Below are 20,378 nucleotides of genomic sequence, written 5' to 3'. Positions count from 1 at the left end.
GGCTCAGACCGATTGATCAAGTTGGCCAAAGGCTTGCTAAGCACTGCCCACCAAAGGATTAACCCTAGGAGCCATTACTAATTCTCCTGAGATCCTCGCAAGAAGGGGATTTGCGCCAAGAGTTAGCCCAGGTCTCGGGGGTGGTAGGGAAAGGGGTGAGAATAACAGTACCATCAGGACCAATCAGCCAACCCTGAGCTTCCACAATCCGCCGCCTTGGACCCTTTCGAGCCGACTCCTCCCTAGCAGCCGGAGAATGACGTTGACTCTGATAATTTTCTGTTGCCGAGTTATCTAAGGTTACCCAATCTGCTATTACAGTTCGGCTTATGATTGGGTCAAGGGGACTCGGAGGTAAGCCACCCCGTCCAGTAACAATGAATTCATCCCCTTTGGAATCATCCGATGCCACTTTGACAGTGTCAGCACAGCTAGCAGCAATCAGTGTGGAAGGGTCAACTACAGTAGTGGGGAGTTCTACTAAACCCTGAGAGGGATTAACCCCAAGGATATTGATGTCTATGTCACCGTCTACACCACGCTCAGAACTGGCGGTGATATCACTCAAGTCAGTTGGTTGATCCGGGAAGTTGAACCCAAAGATGCCTTGAGCGGTAAGATCTATATTACCGCCGTTGCCATCAAAGGCATTAGCGGTGATGTCGCTATTTTCTTCGAGGAAGGCAAGAATTAAATCCGCAGTAATGGTGATATTGCCACCATTTCCCGGTTGGTTTTGGGTACCGGCGCTGGTGGTGATTTGACTCCCATCGCGCAATATTAATAAATCCTGTAGCGTGAGAATAATATTGCCACCATTTCCGCTAACAGTTTCAGTAGAGATATTACTTTCTTCAAGGAAGATAGAGTCAGCCTCCACCAAGATGTCACTAGCATCTCCTTGGCCAGAACTACTAGCCGTCACTTGAGCGTTATTGGTTAAGGACAGCGAGCTTCCCTGAATGATGATGTTAGGCTCTGGGTCTGGTTGAGAGTCAACAACTGCTGTTTCCTCGACAGCTGTAGTAATTCTGCTGTCTGATAGGGAAATGGAGTTGGCATTGAGTTCGATTGTTCCTATTTCGCCAGTAGTTTCGGTAGTACTTTCAATATTACTATTGTTTTCTAGGGAGATGGAGTCAGCAGTAATTTTTATTTTTCCAGCGTTGCCAGTACTTTGATCTTCAGTGTTGGTTCTAATATTTGCTTGGTTTTCCAGTACTAGAGATTTAGCATTAATTGTTATTGTGCCAGCATCGCCAGTACTTTCATTAATCGTTCTGGTACCAATAGTACTGACGTCTCTGAGCACAAGTGAGTCAGCAGTAATGGTTATTTTTCCAGCATCCCCACTGCTATTGTCTTGAGTCTCGCTGCCAAGACCATTGCCCTGACCTTCCAACAATACAGAACCGGCGGTGATTGTGATCTCTCCAGCATCCCCAGTACTGTTATTTCTTGTGTTGGTACCAATACCACTTTGTTCTCTGAACACAACTGAGTCAGCAGTAATGGTTATTGTTCCACCATCCCCACTGCTATTGTCTTTAGTATCGCTGCCAAGACCACTATCCTGGCCTTCAAACAATACAGAACCAGCGGTGATGGTGATCTCTCCAGCATCCCCAGTACTCTTATCTTGAGTGTTGGTACCAATACCACTGCCTCCTCTGAACACAAGTGAGTCAGCAGTTATGGTTATTATTCCAGCATCCCCACTGCTATTGTCTTGAGTATTGCTGCCAAAACCATTGTCCTTGCCTTCCAATAATACAGAACCGGTGGTGATGGTGATCTCTCCAGCATCCCCAGTACTCTTATCTTGAGTGTTCGTACTAATACCACTGTTGTTTGTGACCACAACTGAGTCAGCAGCAGTAACAGTGATATTGCCAGCATCCCCCTTACCGTCTGTCCTACTACCAATCCCCGCCTCTTCTATGGTAAGGGTACCGGTTTGAACGATAACGTCTCCAGCATTTCCATTATCCCCAGAGGTGAGGCTATTGATTCCAGCACTTTTGAGGGATATGGATTCACCACTGATCACCGTAATCGGTGGTGCCTGTACGCTACGGTTGTTATTTCTGTTGATTCCGATCCTTTCCAATGCGATCGCACCAGCCGCAGTAATGGTGACTGCTCCTCCTCCAGTATCAATTCCCCCATTCATCAACTCCACATCACCACTACCGGAGTTGTCACTATCCGCTTCCAGGACTAGATTCAGGAAACCACTGTCGGCATTTATTCCAAAGTTTTTGAGAGAAATATCATTGGCCGCTTGCAAACTTAGAGTGACTTCCCCTGGTGTAGTTTTGGTAATGCCAAAGCCATCTGCAGTGATATTTCCTTCCTGAGTGCCTGTGGTTCCAGTAGTGATGGTGACATTGGTGCCAGCATTGAGTTGAGCTTCAATATCTGGGATATTCACCACGGCATCATCCCCAGTGGGAGTGAAGATATTGGAATTACTATCAAAGGTGCCATTGGATGTATCGGCAAAGCCAAGAGTAACATTCCTCGGGTCAAGTAACCAGGTTCCTGCTAAACCATTTGGAGCACTAGCATCGACTTTGATTCCAGCCACATCCAGAAAATTGGCACTAGATGTCTCGATTAAACCGCCATTGCCCGATTGCGCTCCCCCCCGTGCGGTTAAGGTGCCATAGGCGCGAGTAGATTGATTCGACCAAATCACAATCAGACCACCATTACCGTTGCTAACGGCATCAGCATTGATGGTGGTGTCAGGACCGATATAGGTAGCTGTGGCCAATGGCAGCTGTCCTTGACCTTGGAAATCCCCACCAATTAGTGCTTCTCCACCACTACTGTTTCCAGAAACATCAATGGAGCCACTGTCAAACAAGCCAACTTGATCCCCTAATACCGTTACTTTGCCTCCAGTTTTTCCTGGAGCGAGGTTGGCAGCGTTTAGGGCACCAGAGATAATCACGGTTCCTGGCTCAAGTGGCACAATAGTACCGGAATCGGTAAGTGTGACCTGACCGTCACTGGAAACTGTTACGCCGGTGTCATCGTCCAAAGTACTTAAAAATTCAGTAACAGAGGGAGAATTAGATTCTATTGATGGCGTTGGAGTCGATAGTGTCAAAATCTGTCCAGCTTGCCCCAACTGCACTAACGTTTCAGTCGGAACCGCTACTAGATTAATCTCACCCCCTGGTGCTAGGATATCTCCAGTGCTGATCACACTGCCACCAACTAAGGTGACATTCTGTCCCTGTCCCACAGCCAAATTGCCAGCATTTACGATCGGCTGAGGCGGATTCTGGCCATACTGCAATCCGGTCTTTCCATACTGCAATCCGGGAGTTATGTTAATGGTTAACAGGGGTGGTTCTTCGGGATTGGTAGCACTAAACTCGGTGCCATTACCAAAAACTATACTATTAGCGGTACTTCCGACAAAGGAACCGGCTACATCTAATTGGGAATTGGCTCCGAAAACAATACCATTAGGATTGAGCAAAAACAAATTGGCGGCACCATCTACTCCCAGGGTGCCGAAGATCTTGGAGATGTTACTACCGGTTACCCGGCTGAGAATATTATTGATGCCAGCGGGATTGGCAAAGTAAACCCGCTGCAAGTCCCCAACATTAAAATCAGAAAAGCTATGGAATAGGTTATCCCCTCTGGTTGCTCCACCTTCAATTAAGTCAGCGGGAAGTCCTTTAACCTCTACATTTGGTTTAACTAGAGTTTGATTATCCCCCAAGGTATTATCCGGAACAATCTGAGCCAGAGCAGGATTTACTGAATGGGTAATCCCATAGTATCCACTCAGACTGATGCCACCAAAAATTACTAGCGATCGCACTATTTTCATCTCACTTCGCCTCCTATACTTAACCTTGGGAGTGATCTGAGCAAGTATGCTCAGATTTAGCTGTCCGGCAAAATTCATCCCACAGCTAATGCGTAGCATAGGTGTGGGATGAATTTTGCACAGGGTATTATAAAATTGCTATAATATATGTACTGAGAAACAAAGCCGTTCGCGTTCGCGCAGCGTCGCCTACGGCGAAAGCGTGGCCAAAGGCCTTAAATGCTGGTTTGTCAGTCACCTACGTTCCTAAAAAATAGAACTTATTGTATTGTTCCGGCGCGGAGGGGCATCCCGTGTCGTTAATAAAGCTTGCCGTTCGCGTTCGCGCAGCGTCGCCTACGGCGAAAGCGTGGCCAAAGGCCTTGTATCCGTTCGCGCAGCGTCGGCGAAAGCCGATACCGTTGGGTGGAGTTGGCAAGAAGCCTACACGCTCACTCGTTCGCGAAGCGGCTCTGTAAGAGCAGAGTCAGTGTAGGAGTATGTCACGAGTTAAGATTCATAACTCAGGAGTATGAATAGTTTATTGTCTAGTAACTTTTAAGATAAATTGGCGTGCGTCATAAACTAATGGTTATTTATAATCCTACTAATCATTTCTGAATTATTATTTCAATGACTTAATTATAGCGTTTATAGGACTCATGAGGTACAGTATTATTTGACGTTGATTCCCTGTTTCAATGCAGCGCATCCCTATTCAATCTTATCTCTTCCCTGTTCCCTGTTCCCTGTTCCCTGTTCCCTAAAATCTAGAAATTGTGTACCTCACAAGTCATATAATTGCTATATTATTGCGCCGCCTCGCATTTAGACCCCTAAAAATAGGGATAAATCGGTATTTAATACCACAATTCGGACATTGACATTTTACTAGCGCTATAGTATAATTGAAGTGTAGGATTCAGATCTAACTAAGCCCTATGAAAGTAGACACAGCAAAAAAGAGATCAACTCAAATCGTTCCTGTCATAGGGATGAGTGAGTTGGTTCAGGCTGAGTTGCTGTCTACCATGAAAAAACTGGGCATCGTCAGGTCTGAATCCTACAACAAGCTAGGTAGTATTAGTCATTGGGGTCTTGATTGGAAAAAAGCCTATCCAGAGGTCAGAATTTTTAGGACTCCTGATACCCTGGGACTGCCAGCGAAATTGATGGAATGGACGGTCAGTGATGTAGCAAAAGCCATTACTGCTCAACAGGCAGCTTGTGCTGATGCTGTTATTAAAAAGGTTTACAAAAGGTTCCCTGGAAAAGATAATCAGAAGACAATAAAAGAGCTTTGCAAACAACTAAAAAGCTTAGCTTTCTTGGATAGCCCCCTTCTCCATAGGTTTGTTAGAAAGGAGTTTCAACGGGGACATTCTTGGGTCAAAAACCAGATAGTCTATCAGCAGGGAGGCTATAACTGTCGGAGACTCTATCGTAACACTTACCAGTTAGAGTTAGCTGGGCTAAGGAGAGGAAAAAGAAATAAAATAATTGTTCGGTCTAATCGTAAAATAAAAGGACAGATTAGACTAATCTACAATCAATCATTATCAAGGTTTGAAGTTCACTTTTTAGTAGACCATGGCCAAGTAAAAATCCCTGTCAAACGTCGGAGCCTAGGATTGGACAAGGGATACACTGAGGCTTTCTATGACTCAGATGGCCAGGCTCATGGTAAGGAGTTGGGCGAAGTAACCACCAAGAAATCCGATCGTATTTGTGCGAAAAATAGAAACAGAGGGAAACTCTGGGCACTCCATAGAAAATTAGAAAAAACCGATCCAGCAAAGTCGGCTCGGATACTAGAAAATAATTTAACCAGAAAAACAGAAAATAAGCGTTATAGGCAGGATCAATTAGAAATTAAAGCCATTATAGGAGCAGCTTCTAAGTCTGTTTTTGGTGGCGAATCACTAAAAGTATTTGCCGAAAATTTAACACAGCCGATTAGAAATAAACGCCAGTCTAAGGCCATGTCCCGTAAACTTAATAGTTGGATGAAGGGAAAATTACGGGACTCTTTACAGAAGTGGGCTAATTGGACTGGATCGGTTGTTACAGAAGTTCAGCCTAGTTACACGTCGCAAATTGACTCCGTGACCGGAACCCTATTGGGCAAAAGAAGCGGGGACAGTTTTACCAGATTTAATGGGGTCGTGTTGCAGGCTGACTACAATGCTGCCAAAAATGTCCTTGCTAGGGGTACGGATAAGGAAATCACCCGGTACATGAGTAAAACCGAGGTGCAGGCAGTATTGTTGCGTCGTACCGCGCGTTTCTTGGAAGGGATGGGACTGAGTCTGCTAGATGCAGTTGAGCTGGGTTGGCTTAACTGCAAGCATAGTAAAACTCGGGCTTTCAAGCAACTCCTCAACGGGATTTGAGGAACGTCCAGAAAGATAAGTGGCAGGCTTGACTCCAATTGCTGAATGACCACTTCTCACTCGGACCACAATAGATTGAACCTTGACCGTTTTGTACCGGATTATTACGATTTATTACGGTTTAAGAGTATCCCATAGCTCTAGCGCGATTAGTTTCAATCATTTGTTCTAGCATTTCCCTAGAAACACAACGGCGTTCAGAGCAATAGGTCATGAGATTGACGCCATTCATCATGCGCACAGTGCTGACTCGGACACGAAAATCATCGGTGACAAACCAACAACGTTCTTGACCCTGATTATTCTGGTAATTGGTATCAATGGTGAGGATGCCGTCTTTGCCAAACCAATACCGACTCACTACCGGAATACTTTCCACATAGCCCTGGTCTCGAATGAGTTTACCACTAAGCTTAGTTTCATCATCTGGAACATCAATCAAAATTGCCGCATATTTGGAATTTGGTTCCCGGTCATCTAAATTGATTTGCCACATAAAGCTCGCTCCCCCCATCGCCTGGCTTGGGTCAATCTTTTGGAGGTCACAAACGGTTTGGACTTTAGGGTTATCTTTTTCGATGACTTGAACAATCAGATTGGATTCTCCCGATTCATCGGCAGCGTTATCAAAGTGATGAACTGTGCGTTGAGTAAACCACTTGCCCTCGCTTTTCCGAAAGAAGTCCATCATGGTCATGGGTGGCTTGAGTCGCATTTTTGCTTAAACCTCCAGATAGTGATAGATGGGTAGAGCTAGCCCCTACCCTAGAAATAGTAATTGTTTTTAATACCCTGTGTTCCCACCAGAACGGTAGACTAACCTTGGCAGTTCCAGGTAGAGTTTACAAATTATAATGATTCAAACTCGGTTAAGCGATCGCACTAACAACCAAGCTATGGATATCTTAAAACGGTTCCAAGCCGGAGACTATATCTCTGATGCTAATCTTGAGGGCATCGATTGGAGTCAGAGAGACTTGTACCAGGTTAACCTCAGTGGTGCTAACCTACAGAAAGCTAATTTGAGCCAAGCTACCCTGACTGGGGCTAATCTTAGTCAGGCAATTTTGCGGGAAGCGAATCTGAGGGGAGCTGATCTCAGGGGAGCTGACCTGACTGGCGCTGACCTGACTGGAGCTGATTTGGAAGGGGCGTATTTAAACCGGGCAGATTTAAGGAAGGCTAATTTGACGATGGCTAACTTAAATGAAACCAACCTACAAGTAGCCCTGTATGACCGGGAAACTACTTGGCCAGAAGGATTTCGCTACAAAAGTTCTGGTGCTGTTGGGCCTGGTGCTAATCTCAATGGTGCTTTTCTCAATACCGCTAATCTGAGGGGAGTTGACTTGCAAGGGATTAGAGTAATAGGAGGCTATCTCAGCGGAGCGGATTTAACCGGTGCTAATTTGCAGGATGCTGCTTTGAGTGGATCCAACTTACGGAAGGCTTTGCTGACCGGGGCTTGCTTGCGTAATGCCCGTATGAGTGGCGTGGAGCTGGAGGGAGCGGATTTGCGAGGGGCCGACCTGACTGGAGCAGATTTAAACCATGTACAAAATATTGCTGGGGCTGACTTTACCATGGCTCAAGGCATCAGTGAAGCCACCCGTTCGATGCTTTTGAATCAACCATTTAAGGATCTAGACACCTGGAATCCCTATACTCGAAGTCATACTCGGGAAAGTTTAGGAGCCAGTCATGAGAGTTGAAGGTTGAAGGTTGAACCGTTGAAGGTTGAACCTTTGAAGGTTGAAGGTTGAAGGTTGAAGGTTGAAGGTTGAAGGTTGAAGGTTGAAGGTTGAAGGTTAAACCGTTCAAACCCGTAACCTGTAACCTGTAACCTGTAACCTGTAACCTGTAACCTGTAACCTGTAACCTGTAACCTGTAACCTGTAACCTGTAACCTGTAACCTGTAACTTGTAACCTGTAACTTGTAACTTGTAACTTGTAACCTGTAACTTGAAAGCTGTAACCTGTAACCTGTAACCTGTAACTTGTCAGCTTATTATATAATAATCACGATTTAAGAAGGTTACCAAAATGTCTGAAATTCAAGAATCCCAGCCATCAGCGGCAGAAATTGAGGAAGTTATTACTGAACTAGAGAAATATCGGGAAAGACTCGTTAATGATGTGATGAAAATGGCCCAGAAGGTGAAATTGCCTAAAAAAGCGGTCATGGAGCATATCAAAAAACACCCGGAAATTGTAAAGATTGACGCTGCTCTGGAAAATCTCCGCCCCCAGGAATCCTCTTTGCCATCATCCTGAAGCAACTGACTCAAGCAACTGAATTACCCATGGTTACGGAAACTCAACCACCAGCTCCCTCTGAAACTGACCGTTTGCTGGCTGATGTCAATAGCCAACTTGCTGAAGGAAACTTTAATATTACTAATGCGCAACAGTTAAAACAAATGGTTGAATCCCTGGCTGATAGCCGGGGGATGGTCAGACTGGGATTCGTGGAAGCCTTCGGCAAAATTGGTAAGCCAGCTTCTCCGTTTTTGCTCGAAGCACTAGCTAATCACCCAAACCCGGTGGTGCGGAGGTCCTGTGGCAAGGCTTTAGCAAAAATCAGGGATCCCCAGGCGGTTCCTACCCTGATCAATGCTTTGTTAAATGATGAGGATACAGTGGTCAAGAGTTCATCAGCTGGAGCCTTAGCCAGAATGGGAGAAGCGGCTGTGCCAAAGTTGATTGAGGTGTTGGAATCAGCCGATTATCCCCAAACTGCCAAAGGTCATGCCTCTTGGGCACTGGCTTTCATTGGGTCAGACGCAGCTGAGCACCTTTATCAGGCAATCCACTCCGAATCGGAAGATGTGCGGATGGCAGTAGTCGGAGCGATCGCTAATTTGGTGCATGAACCAGGGAATGACCAGGCTCAAGAAATTATTTTGTTAGCACTGAAAGATGAATCTGTCAATGTTCGTGCAGAAGCAGCGACATCGGTGAGTCAACTTGACCCCCAGCTAGGAGTTCCCCATTTAATACCGTTACTGGAAGACCCCAGCCAAGAAGTGAGGCGGAGGGCAATCTTATCCTTAGGGAAGCTGAAGGATGAAGCGGCTTTACCTGCCTTAACAGCCAAGTTATCCGATGAGCGAGAGGAAATTCGCCAACTGGTCAAGGTAGCGATCGCACAAATTCAGAAGGGTTGAAGGGTTGAAGGGTTGAAGGGTTGAAGGGTTGAAGGGTTGAAGGGTTGAAGGTTGTTCGCGTAGCGTGGCCTTTTGGCCAAGGTTGAAGGGTTGAAGGGTTGAAGGTTGAAGGTTGAAGGTTGAAGGTTGAAGGTTGAAGGTTGAAGAGTTGTTCGCGTAGCGTGGCCTTTTGGCCAAGGTTGTTCGCGTAGCGTGGCCTTTTGGCCAAGGTTGTTCGCGTAGCGTGGCCTTTTGGCCAAGGTTGTTCGCGTAGCGTGGCCTTTTGGCCAAGGTTCCCCTGGGTGTTCCGTCTAGGGTAGCTTAAAAAAAATCAGAAATCTAGCTGTTCTCATATTTATGAGGTACAGATAATTTTTTTATGTTCCCTGTTCCCTGTTCCCTGTTCCCTGTTCCCTGTTCCCTATAATCAAAAAAATTTGTACCTCACCAAAGTGATAAATACACTATAAAACAATCAAAGTTTTCATACTTCATAATTCATACTTTATAATTCATACTTTCTAAGATAGTCGTCAGTTTCAATCACAGGCAATCCCAGAAGTTTACAAATCTTGATAATTTAGGGTGATCAGGGCATTGTATAAATAAATGTGTGAAGGTGTAAAACACTGACACAATCTCGCTCACAGGAGCTATGAGCTCCCAAGATTCCTTAATCAGGATTGGCGAGAGAGGTTATGTTATTGTTTAAAAGCTTGTAAAGTTTTTTAAACACCCTGAGAAAACCCTGATTAAAAAATTTGTTGCTATCTAGGAGAATCTGTTAATGGCATTCGGACCAGCATCACAGCTAGGTGTCGGCCTATTTGAAGACACAGATCCAATTGAAGTGTGGCCAGGTATCTCAAGCGAGGACGCTGAGGCCGTGATTCGGGCGGTCTATCGGCAAGTCTTGGGCAATGCTTATGTCATGGAAAGTGAGCGACTGGCTGTCCCAGAGTCTCAGTTTAAACTAGGTGAACTCAGCGTTCGGGAATTTGTGCGGGCAGTAGCGAAATCCGATGCTTACAGCTCCCGGTTTTTCGATAAAGCCCCCCGCTACCGAGTAATTGAGCTGAATTTCAAACATTTACTTGGTCGGGCTCCCGATGGCTTCGATGAGATGAAGGCTCACAGTATTATCTGGGATGAAGGGGGCTTCGAGGCAGAGATTGATTCCTATCTCGACAGTGACGAGTACCAGGAAGTCTATGGGGAAGACACAGTTCCCTTCTACCGAGGCTACAAAACCCAAACAGGCAAGAAGATGGTTGGGTTTACCCACATGTTCCAACTGTTGCGAGGAGCATCTAGTAGCGACTTCAAAGGGAGCTTGGCTGGCAAGAGTCCTTGTCTAAATAAGAATGTAATTCAAGAAATTCCGACAGCAGTGGTTCCGCCATCTGGTGGTGTATCTGGCTGGTCTTTCCAAGAAACCCCATTGGGTGCCAGAACTCGCCATGGTGCTGGAGCTACTGCTGAAGGTAAGGTGTACCGGATTGAGGTAACTGGCTATAAGTCCCCTGGTGCAGTGAATCGGGTATCCAAATTCCGGCGCAGTAACCAGGTCTACCTGGTTCCGTTTGATCAGCTCTCCAAAGAGTACCAGCGGATTCATAAGCAGGGTGGCGTGATTGCCAGCATCACCGTTGTGTAATTAGGATTCAATCGGGATTCAAAAGTTTCTAATCTGGAAAAGTTCGTGTATTTCTGCGTGCTTTGGCAGCAAGCCAACTAGTTTGCTGCCAAAGAAGGTAGAGGTGCAGTGCAATGAAGGGTTGGTTACTTTGTTTTGGCAAGGAAAATCCCCTCTATTTTGAATAAGTTTTTTGCAAGGAGAAATTTAAATGGTCAGTACAGCGCCTACTGCCAAGTTTGGTCTAGATTCAGATACCATCTTTGAACTATGGCCTACTAGCGGCATTGATGAAGTGCAAGCTGTAATTCGGGCAGTTTATCGTCAAGTTTTGGGCAACCCCCACATTATGGAGAGTGAGCGGCTGGTGAGTGCTGAATCGCAATTATGCGATGGCAGCATCACTGTCAGGGAATTTGTGCGGGCTGTTGCCAAATCAGATTTCTATCGCGCTCGGTATTTTGAATCCTGTGCGCCTTACCGATTTATTGAGCTGAACTTTAAGCATTTATTGGGTCGTGCTCCCCTAGATCAGACAGAAATTTCGGAACACATCCGTATCTGTATTGAGCAGGGCTACGATGCTGAGATTGATTCTTACATCAATAGTGACGAGTACCAAACTAATTTTGGGGATGATACCGTACCCTACTATTGTGGTGCTAGTAGCCAAATCGGCCAAAAGCAGGTGGGTTATAACCGTACCCTCTCCTTGGTAAGGGGTCATTCAGAAGTTGATAGCTCCATAAAAAGCTCTTGCTTGGTAGAAGCAGTTGCTACCAATAGCACCAGCAAAATTGTGCCACTGGCAGGTGGTCGTGCTGCCGCTTATGCTGATGCTACCGAAAAGATGTTCAAAATTGTCGTGCGGGGTGCCATGTACAGCGGTCGTCGCCGTCGTAGTACCACTGAGTACATTGTTCCTGGCAGCAAGATGACACCCCAAATTCAGCGGATTAATCGCACTAGTGGGACAATCGTCAGCATTACAGAAATCTCCTAATGTCTGGGGTTTTTTTTCGGAAGTTTTAAAGGAGAGATAGAAATGGGAAATTTAACTCGCTCAGCGACTCTAGGCTTGGATGCCTTTGAATGTGATCCATTAGAATTACGGCCTTTTGCCACTGAAGATGATTTACAAACGGTAATTCGAGCCGTTTACAAGCAGGTTTTGGGCAATGAACATATCATGGAGAGCGATCAGCTCTCTAGTGCTGAAGCCCAACTGCGGAATGGCAATATTACAGTGCGTGAGTTAGTCAGGGTAGTTGCTAAATCTGATTTGTATAAGAAACTGTTCTTTCACAGTTCTTCTCAGTACCGGTTCATTGAGCTGAACTTCAAACACTTGTTAGGACGCCCTCCCCAGGACCAGGCAGAGATTACTGAACACGTCCAAATATATAATACAGAGGGCTACGACGCTGAAATCGACTCTTATATCGATAGCAACGAATACATTCAAAACTTTAGTGAGTACACCGTCCCTTATCCACGGTCTATCCGCACCCAAGTGGGGATCAAAACTGAAGGGTTCAATCGGATGTTCTCATTGCTACGGGGCTCTCCTACCAGTGACAGTGATACACAGGCAAAGTTAATTTCCTCTTTGGCTGCGAATATGTCCACGACAATCACTCCGCCAGCGATTGGCAATGGTGCAGCTAGTAGTAACACCGACAAGCGGTTCCGGATTGTCTATTCTACCTCAACTGCTGCTGCTCGACTCAATAAGTTTAGCAAGACAGAGCGGGTAGTTAACTACAGTCAAATGTCTCAACAATTTCAAAACATTCATAAATGTGGTGGAAAGATTATCAGCATTACTGAAGTTTTGTAATGCTGGTTGAACGTTGACCATTTGATATAAACTCAGGGTCGGCTAATAATTGCTTAATAGCGCCTTAATAGCTGACCCTAGGTTTGGGGAAATTACCTCAAACTAGGTTTAACGAACGATTATATCATTATCAAACTGAGTTTAGGAGAAATAAGAATGGGGAATTTAACGGTATCAGCCACCCTTGGTCTAGATGCCTTTGAAGGTGACCCAGTAGAACTGCGACCCTATGCTACTGAAGAGGATGTGCTGACGGTAATTCGAGCTGTTTACAAGCAGGTTTTGGGCAATGCCCATCTGATGGATAGCGAGCGAATCAGCAATGGGGAATCAATGTTGCGCAATGGGGATATTAGTGTCCGTGGCTTTGTGCGCATGGTGGCTCAATCAGCCCTGTATCAATCCCGATTTTTCGAGGGGTCTTCTCCCTATCAGTTCATTGAGCTTAATTGCAAGCATTTGCTGGGTCGTGCTCCTCTAGATCAAGCTGAAATCTCTGAGCACGTCAGCCTTTACAATGAACAGGGTTACGAAGCGGAAATCGATTCCTATATCAATAGTGACGAATATCTTGAGAATTTTGGCGATAACATCGTTCCCTACCCCCGCAGCATCCGTAGCCAACCTGGAATTAAGAATGTGGGCTTTAATCGGATGTTCTCGTTACTGCGAGGCTCTCCTACCAGTGATAGTGGAAAACCAGCCCAGCTAATTACTTCTGTAGCTGCTAATATATCTCCACAAATTAAAGCTCCAGCTGTTGGAAATGGTGCAGGTTATGGCAATACTGGCAAGCGTTACCAGATTGCTGTTTCCACATGCGCTGGTGTAGCCCGGTTGAATAAGTGTAGCCAGCTGAACTATCAGGTTAGCTACGAGCAACTCTCTGAACAAGTCAAGAGTATTCATAAAGGCGGTGGCAAGATTCTCAGTATTACTGAGTTAACTTGATCCAGTAGCCCGGTTATCAGTTATCAGTAAAAAGAAAAACTGTTAACTGGTAACTGATAACTGGTAACTGATAAGTGAATAGCTGTGTAAGTCAGCTAAATCTGAGTAAAGAATCTAGGAGGAATTTAAATGTCACTTTGGGTAATAGATGCTGACCCGATAGAGTTGCGTGCTGGTGCAACAGAAGATGATCTGCAGACAGTGATTAGGGCAGTTTACAAACAGGTTCTAGGTAACCAGCACTTGCTGGAATCCGATCGCTTAACTAGTGCTGAAGCGATGCTGCGCAATGGGGACATCAGTGTACGGGGCTTTGTGCGCATGGTCGCTAAATCAGACTTGTATAAGTCCCTGTTTTTTGATTCTGCTTCCCAGTATCGTTTCATTGAGCTCAACTACAAGCATTTTCTAGGTCGTGCTCCCCAGGAACAGGCAGAAATTGCCGAACATGTTCTAATTTATAACACTGCTGGCTACGACGCTGAAATCGATTCTTATATCGATAGCGCAGAGTATCAGTTGAGTTTTGGTGAGTTTATTGTCCCCTATCCTCGTAGTAATAATACCGAAGTTGGGATTAAGAACGTAGGATTTAATCGGACGTTTTGCTTGATGCGGGGAGATGCTACTAGTGATAGCAGTAACCAAGCCAAGCTGATTAGTGATTTAGGAGCTAATCTGTCTACCAAGATTACTGCTCCTGTTGGAGGTTCAGGTACTTACACCAATACAGGCAAACGCTTTAAGATTACTGTCGCTAAAGCTGGTGTTGGTTCTCGCTTCAAGCGGAGTAATGCTAGCTATGAGGTGGGTTACGACCAGTTGTCGGCGAGGATTCAAAATATGCACAAAATGGGCAGCAAAATTGTCAGTATTACTGAAATAGGTTAGGTTGACTGTCAGGATTCAGTAGTTGATATGAGCTAAGTATGTAGATGTTAGTTTTTGGAAATAGGCTGTGAGCAATCAACAGCTAATTTCTAAAAACTAACACTATTGGCTATTAAACTACTGGTCAACTATTGGCAGTTGGATAGACCGTTTTTTAATTCACAACTTAGTAAATTGGAGGTACTTTACCGATGTCAGGAATGATTACAGATGGAAGTAGCACTCTGAGTGATTATAGCGATCGCACAGTTGTACTAGAGGTAACAGGTCTGTGTCGCCAAGATGTAATGCGCACAAGTAACTATACGACGAAGGTTCCTTATAGCTGTATAGCTGAGGCAATGAAGAACATTAGCCGTATGGGTGGTAAGGTTACTAGTGTCCACGTTAGTTAAAACAAAGTAGGTTGAGCTGACTACTGCACCGTACAGATTTTTTCGTTTAACTGTTGACTGTTGACTGTTGACTGTTGACTGTTAATGGTCAACAGTCAACAGTCAATTAAATCTCTAAGTGCAACTAGCGTGTCAGTCAACCAAGATGATATGGAAAGCGTCACCTTAAACAATTTAATCAAAAATAAATTAATACTTATAGTGTTCAATTAATATAGTGTTCAATCAATTTTTTTTTTGGACATTAAGTGATCAATACTATTGAATTGAAAAAGGTAGTCTTCGTAAAAAAGTTGTTTATTAGTTGTTGATTAACTTTGTTTAACAACAATGGATTGGGAGGTCTTTTAGATGGTAATTGGTTTTATAAATCCTGTACTGACACGCGCCGCACAATTAGGGGTGGCAGCATTTCAAGAAACAGACCCAGTTGAACTGTGGCCTAGTCATTCTGAAGAAGAACTGGAAATTGTGATTCGGGCTGTCTATCGGCAAGTGTTGGGGAATACCTATGTCATGGACAGTGAGCGGCTCACCGTTTCCGAATCCCAACTTAGAAACGGAGAAATTTCTGTCCGGGAATTTGTGCGGCAAGTGGCTAAATCTGAGCTTTACTACTCCCGATTTTTCAGCAGTTGCCCTCGTAACCGAGCCATTGAGTTGAATTTCAAGCATCTCCTTGGTCGAGCTCCCGAAAGCTATGAGGAAATTATTGAGCATACGAGGATCCTTGATCAAGGGGGTTATGAGACTGAAATCGATTCTTATATCGATAGCGAAGAATACCAGATCGCTTTTGGGGAAAACCAGGTGCCCTATTATCGAGGTTACAAAACCCAGATAGGCAAGAGTACAGTGGGATTTACCCATATCTTAAAACTGTTGCGTGGTGCGTCTGGTAGTGATAAAGGCACTGTTTGGCGGGGGAATTGGTCTCGGTTGAATCAGTCCCTGATGACCAATAGCCCCAGTAATATGGAGCCGCTTTCTGGAGCTGGTGATGTAGTAAAACCCACAGATGTCAATAAACTCCTGGCTAATGTTCTAGGTCTCAAAAAAGCCCAACCAGCAAGTCCCACAGACACTCAAATAGCACCTAAGATTCTTACAGAAGCTGAAAAACTCGAGCAAAACACGACTCAAACCTGGCAACGCCAGTATCAAGCCTGGGAACAAATTGATCCGATTGAGCTGTGGCCAGGTCGCTCGGAAGCAGAAATCGAGACGGTGATTCGAGCAGTCTACCGTCAGGTTTTGGGAAATGCCCATGTTATGGACAGTGAACGGCTGATTGTCCCCGAATCCCAGATCAAGCGGGGCCAAATCACTGTCCGTGAGTTTGTGCGTCAGGTTGCCAAGTCAGAGTTGTATCGGTCAAGGTTTTTTGATATCTGTCCCCGCTACCGGTCAATCGAGCTGAATTTTAAGCATTTGCTCGGTCGTGCTCCTGATGACTACTCTGAGACCTTCTATCACAGCCAAGTACTGGATCAAGGAGGTTTCGAGGCGGATATTGATTCCTATATCGATAGTGACGAGTACCAAGAGGTCTTTGGGGAGGATACTGTACCCTTTTACCGGGGCTATAAAACCCAAACAGGCAAAAAGCTGCTTGGGTTTACTAACATGTTGGTGCTGATGCCCAGCGTTTCTAGCTCTGATAAAGACAATTTGTCAGGGAATCCATCAAGGCTTAATAAATCGATTATTTACAATAATCCCCTTGGGCTTGCCCCAGTTACTGATATCCAAGCCTTATTGGATGAAGTACTCAAGCCCAAAATCCAACCGAAGCAAGCTACCGCAGGAGCTGAGAAAGAACGCTCAGAAGCCTATCAAGCCATCGAACGGAAATGCCAAGAGCAAGAAGAACTGCTGGAAAGCTTGCAGAAACAGTTGGCAGACTTACGACCATTGGCTAGCTTTGGAGAATCACAGTTTAGCAAATGGCAGTCTTACAGTTCTTCGAGCAATGGTGGTAGTGGTTTCACCACCATGGCACCCCCAATCCCCATGGCAGCAGCGACTGTAGAGCCAGACAGTTATGAAGCTCTCCAACAAAAGTCTGAAAAACAGGCCCAGGAAATTGCTACCTTACAAGAAAAGGTTGCTGATCAGCGGCGTTTAGCTATGATTGCAGAAGCGCGGTTGAATAAGTGGCGTCCTCGTAGTTATTAGAGGAAAAACTTAGTACTTATTAGAGCTGGGATTAGCTCTATCGCCAGTTGCCATAGAAATGTGTGGGTTGTTGACGGTTGACTGTTGAGAGTTGAATGACAGCGGTCAACCATCAACAACTACCTGGGAAATACAAGCTTTTAACTAAAGCTTCTAACTTAAGCTTTTAAAGAGGTACTTTTAACAGTAAAATATATAGACTTTAAATAGCCGATCCGGAGGAAAAGCCAATGGCCAAGAAAAGCCGTAAAACTGCTAGCCAGTATTCAGAAAGTAAGTCCAAGGTGGGGATATCCCTGACCCCTACAGGCATTGGCTTGTTGACTCAGATGGCTCAGAATACTGGATTGTCCCGCTCGGAACTAATTGAGCGTATCGCCAGAGGTAATATTGCGATCGCATGCCAGCAGGCAAGTATGACCATTGCCCTGGAAAATCCACCGGAGGCTAAGGAAACATCCTCCAACAATGGAACTACAACATCTAAAACCAAGATTCAGGTTATAGAGGGTAAGCAACCGCTACAAGCTGATGTGTCTGAGCCTGGTGGTTCTGGTGTATCCCAAGAAGATTACCAGTCTTTGCAACAGCAGGCTAAAGAGCAAGCTAATTTGATTGAAGACTTACAGCAGAAGTTAGCTCAACAAAAATCTGAAACTGCTGAACAGACCGAAAGCTATCAGTCTTTACAAAAGCAGGCACAAGAGCAAGGGAATCTGGTTAAGAAATTACAGAAGCAACTAGCTGACCAAAAATCTGAAACTGCTGAACAGACCGAAAGCTATCAGTCTTTACAACAGCAGGCTAAAGAGCAATCTAATCTGGTTAAGAAATTACAGAAGCAGTTAGCAGACCAAAAATCTCAAACTGCTGAACAAACCGAAAGCTATCAGTCTTTACAACAGCAGGCACAAGAGCAAGGGAATCTGGTTAAGAAATTACAGAAGCAGTTAGCAGACCAAAAATCTCAAACTGCTGAACAGACAGAAAGTTATCAGTCTTTACAACAGCAGGCTCAACAGCAAGCTAATGTGATTGAAGACTTACAACAGAAGTTAGCTGACCAAAAATCTCTAGCAACACAACAGGTAGAGAGTAACCAGACTCTGCAACAGCAGGCACAACAGCAATCTAATCTGGTTAAGAAGTTACAGAAGCAGCTAGCTGAGCAACAATCTCAGGGGACCCAACAAGTAGAAAGTAATCAGGTTCTACAGCAGCAAACTCAAGAGCAAGGGAAGCGTATTGCTGAGTTAGAGCGTCAGTTATCTCAACAAGAATCTCCGGCTAATCAAGCTCCCGAGAGTTATGAGTCTTTGAAACAGCATAATCAAGAGCAAGAGGAGCGTATTGCAACTTTACAAAAACACATTTCTGAGTTAAAGCGTTGGGCAACCATTGGCAAAACAGAGTTCAACAAGAGGCTTAACCGGAGATTGTTTTAGCTATTGCCCGAAGGCATAAATAATTATGTCAATTCCCCTGGCTTTCTTCGTTGATAGTTTTGGGGATAATTTTGGGTTTTAATGACAACAAATAATTCTCTTATAGCAGTCGAAGCCTAGTGTAGGACAGTCACTTTTCCTCAAACCTAGATACAAAGCTAGTTTAACTTCTGACTTCTGACTTCAAACTTCTGACTTCTGCTATAATTATTCTGGTATTATTCTCCAGATGCTTTCCTGGATGAACCAAAGTTGATAATCTGTTCCAAGCGTGATATCGAACTAGCTGCTGATTCTCGGATATAGGGGTCGGCTTCCTGATTCTCAGCGGCAGCAGATAGCACTTCCATACCTCTCTCATCCCCTAAGGAACCTAGAGCCTGTAGCACAGTAACTTGAAGCGCAATATCGTCGATGTCCAAAGCAGCCACTAGGGCTTCAAAAGCGGGTGGACCAATGGTTCCCAGTGCGCCAACTGTTGATATTTTTACAACGGGATCTGGGTCTTTAAGGGCCGTTTGTAGACCCTGCAAGCCGACAGTTGGGAAAGTTTCTTCTGAGTAGTTAAGAGCGATCGAAGCCAGCGCTTTTGCACAGCTAGCCCGTACGGTGTTATTTTCACTAGTTGTTAAGGTTTCTGCCAATACCGGTACAGCATCAAGACCAATCACACCTAGAGTTTGCACTGCTGCTCGCCGATAAACCACATCCTCATCACCCAAAATTGCCATCAACTCAGAAATAGTATTCTCGGTGCGCTCTGCTGCAATTTGCCGCATCGCTCTTTGTCGGAGTTTAGGATTTTTATTTTTTAATTGTTGATATAACTCTTCTGTAGACATTAGTAGATATTCGTAAATATCAGTAAAAAAATATTAGTAGACATTCTTGATCGAGGAGTCATACCAAGTTGCGGTCAAACGTACAACTTTCTCTTCCGCCGATCTCCCCATCTCCCCATCTCACCATCTCCCCACCTCCCTATCTCCCTATCCAAGCCATCTACTCTCTTTGAATGCCACTTGGTATCAGGAGCTTCAAGCACAACAACTAAGGGGTTCTTAGCAAAGTGCTGAACCTGTTTCAGGCACAGCACTTTGCCAAGATACCCCTTCAGTCGAAAGTACTAGAGGCAGCTAGCCACTACAGAAAGTGGATAGCAATAATCCTATGACATAGAGTTGATTACATAGTCAAGATAACCCCGGTATTCAACCAAGGCTTGGGCAGACATATCACGAGGAGCGCAGCCACGATCCCGGAGGACGGTCAAACCAGTAACATAGGTAGCGGCATCGATACCTAAAGCTTTGTAGACTTCACGAGCGCCAGCAATACCCCACTCATCCAGAGGACCAGTACCACCAACAACTAGGCAATAGTTGATCAAACGCAGGTAGTGAACGATGTCACGCTTGCACTTTTCTTTCTGAGTACCTGCATCGATGTCCCGACCACTACCGTTGGGGAACTTTTTATAGATAGCATCAACAGCTTCTTGAGCTACAGCGTCGTAGTTACCTGCCAACTTTTCAGCAGCTTCCATACGAGCAGCAGAACGTTGCAAGCTACCTTGAACTGATTCTAGGTCAGAAGCGCTAGGAAACCGACCTCCTAGGTCAGCGGAAGCAACAACAGTGGTTAACACTGATTTCATAATTAAGATA

General features: G+C 45.0%; 19 protein-coding genes. 13 read left to right on the top strand and 6 right to left on the bottom strand.

Translation table 11 applies throughout. The features are described from left to right. Positions 1-64 precede the first annotated feature (64 nt). Positions 65-3,955, bottom strand: a complete 3,891-nt coding sequence (locus tag F6K57_RS14905; RefSeq protein ID WP_293068828.1) for a filamentous hemagglutinin N-terminal domain-containing protein — start codon at positions 3,953-3,955, stop codon at positions 65-67. A gap of 250 nt (positions 3,956-4,205) precedes the next feature. Here F6K57_RS14905 and F6K57_RS14900 point away from each other — a divergent pair, with 250 nt between their 5' ends. Together F6K57_RS14900 and F6K57_RS14895 are read left to right on the top strand one after the other, a co-directional pair. Then, the gene (locus tag F6K57_RS14900) at positions 4,206-4,331 is read left to right on the top strand and encodes a hypothetical protein (protein WP_293068825.1); all 126 of its coding nucleotides are present in this window, start codon (positions 4,206-4,208) and stop codon (positions 4,329-4,331) included. A 445-nt stretch (positions 4,332-4,776) separates the two neighbouring features. Beyond that, positions 4,777-6,228, top strand: coding sequence for a zinc ribbon domain-containing protein (locus F6K57_RS14895; protein WP_293068822.1), 1,452 nt, complete (start codon positions 4,777-4,779; stop codon positions 6,226-6,228). 121 nt (positions 6,229-6,349) lie between these two features. Here the strand turns inward: F6K57_RS14895 and F6K57_RS14890 are convergent, their stop codons facing one another. Then, positions 6,350-6,943 (bottom strand): phycobiliprotein lyase, encoded by a 594-nt coding sequence (locus F6K57_RS14890; protein ID WP_293068819.1) that lies wholly within the window; start codon positions 6,941-6,943, stop codon positions 6,350-6,352. Between the two features lie 139 nt (positions 6,944-7,082). Between F6K57_RS14890 and F6K57_RS14885 the strand changes: the two genes are divergently transcribed. From F6K57_RS14885 to F6K57_RS14875, 3 genes are all read left to right on the top strand, one after another. Then, positions 7,083-7,940, top strand: a complete 858-nt coding sequence (locus F6K57_RS14885) for a pentapeptide repeat-containing protein (protein ID WP_293068816.1) — start codon at positions 7,083-7,085, stop codon at positions 7,938-7,940. 332 nt (positions 7,941-8,272) lie between these two features. Then, positions 8,273-8,503, top strand: coding sequence for an acetyltransferase (locus tag F6K57_RS14880; RefSeq protein ID WP_293068814.1), 231 nt, complete (start codon positions 8,273-8,275; stop codon positions 8,501-8,503). Positions 8,504-8,532: 29 nt separating this feature from the next. Then, on the top strand, positions 8,533-9,396 hold the full coding sequence (locus F6K57_RS14875; RefSeq protein WP_293068812.1) for a HEAT repeat domain-containing protein: 864 nt from the start codon (positions 8,533-8,535) through the stop codon (positions 9,394-9,396). Here F6K57_RS14875 and F6K57_RS14870 read toward each other — a convergent pair. Further along, on the bottom strand, positions 9,328-9,666 hold the full coding sequence (locus tag F6K57_RS14870) for a hypothetical protein (RefSeq protein WP_293068809.1): 339 nt from the start codon (positions 9,664-9,666) through the stop codon (positions 9,328-9,330). The genes F6K57_RS14875 and F6K57_RS14870 overlap by 69 nt on opposite strands. A gap of 496 nt (positions 9,667-10,162) precedes the next feature. Between F6K57_RS14870 and F6K57_RS14865 the strand changes: the two genes are divergently transcribed. From F6K57_RS14865 to F6K57_RS14830, 8 genes are all read left to right on the top strand, one after another. Further along, a complete protein-coding gene (locus F6K57_RS14865) occupies positions 10,163-11,032 on the top strand; it encodes a phycobilisome linker polypeptide (protein WP_293027899.1) in 870 nt (289 codons plus the stop codon). 190 nt (positions 11,033-11,222) lie between these two features. Continuing rightward, entirely contained in the window at positions 11,223-12,014 is a 792-nt protein-coding gene (locus F6K57_RS14860) for a phycobilisome rod-core linker polypeptide (RefSeq protein ID WP_293068806.1), read from the top strand. A gap of 42 nt (positions 12,015-12,056) precedes the next feature. Further along, a complete protein-coding gene (locus F6K57_RS14855) occupies positions 12,057-12,851 on the top strand; it encodes a phycobilisome rod-core linker polypeptide (RefSeq protein WP_293068803.1) in 795 nt (264 codons plus the stop codon). Positions 12,852-13,007: 156 nt separating this feature from the next. Beyond that, positions 13,008-13,802, top strand: a complete 795-nt coding sequence (locus tag F6K57_RS14850) for a phycobilisome rod-core linker polypeptide (RefSeq protein WP_293068800.1) — start codon at positions 13,008-13,010, stop codon at positions 13,800-13,802. A 129-nt stretch (positions 13,803-13,931) separates the two neighbouring features. Then, positions 13,932-14,693 carry a phycobilisome rod-core linker polypeptide gene (locus F6K57_RS14845; RefSeq protein WP_293027887.1) on the top strand — a complete coding sequence of 254 codons (762 nt, stop codon included), beginning with the start codon at positions 13,932-13,934 and terminating at the stop codon, positions 14,691-14,693. Between the two features lie 191 nt (positions 14,694-14,884). Then, on the top strand, positions 14,885-15,088 hold the full coding sequence (locus F6K57_RS14840) for a phycobilisome linker polypeptide (RefSeq protein ID WP_293027884.1): 204 nt from the start codon (positions 14,885-14,887) through the stop codon (positions 15,086-15,088). Between the two features lie 351 nt (positions 15,089-15,439). Beyond that, the gene (locus F6K57_RS14835) at positions 15,440-17,266 is read left to right on the top strand and encodes a phycobilisome rod-core linker polypeptide (protein WP_293027881.1); all 1,827 of its coding nucleotides are present in this window, start codon (positions 15,440-15,442) and stop codon (positions 17,264-17,266) included. A gap of 230 nt (positions 17,267-17,496) precedes the next feature. Next, positions 17,497-18,711, top strand: a complete 1,215-nt coding sequence (locus F6K57_RS14830; protein ID WP_293068795.1) for a hypothetical protein — start codon at positions 17,497-17,499, stop codon at positions 18,709-18,711. 218 nt (positions 18,712-18,929) lie between these two features. Here F6K57_RS14830 and F6K57_RS14825 read toward each other — a convergent pair whose 3' ends face one another. From F6K57_RS14825 to F6K57_RS14815, 3 genes are all read right to left on the bottom strand, one after another. Further along, positions 18,930-19,553 (bottom strand): HEAT repeat domain-containing protein, encoded by a 624-nt coding sequence (locus tag F6K57_RS14825; RefSeq protein WP_293068792.1) that lies wholly within the window; start codon positions 19,551-19,553, stop codon positions 18,930-18,932. Between the two features lie 74 nt (positions 19,554-19,627). Further along, complete coding sequence (locus tag F6K57_RS14820) at positions 19,628-19,807, bottom strand: hypothetical protein (RefSeq protein ID WP_293068789.1); 180 nt, start codon at positions 19,805-19,807, stop codon at positions 19,628-19,630. 72 nt (positions 19,808-19,879) lie between these two features. After that, on the bottom strand, positions 19,880-20,368 hold the full coding sequence (locus F6K57_RS14815) for a bleomycin hydrolase (protein ID WP_287248232.1): 489 nt from the start codon (positions 20,366-20,368) through the stop codon (positions 19,880-19,882). Between the last annotated feature and the right edge of the window lie 10 nt (positions 20,369-20,378).

Origin of the sequence: Moorena sp. SIO4A5 (assembly GCF_010672005.1) — a bacterium.
GTDB lineage: Bacteria > Cyanobacteriota > Cyanobacteriia > Cyanobacteriales > Coleofasciculaceae > Moorena.
Note: the sequence above shows the minus strand (reverse complement) of the source record. Positions and strands in the feature narration are given on the sequence as shown.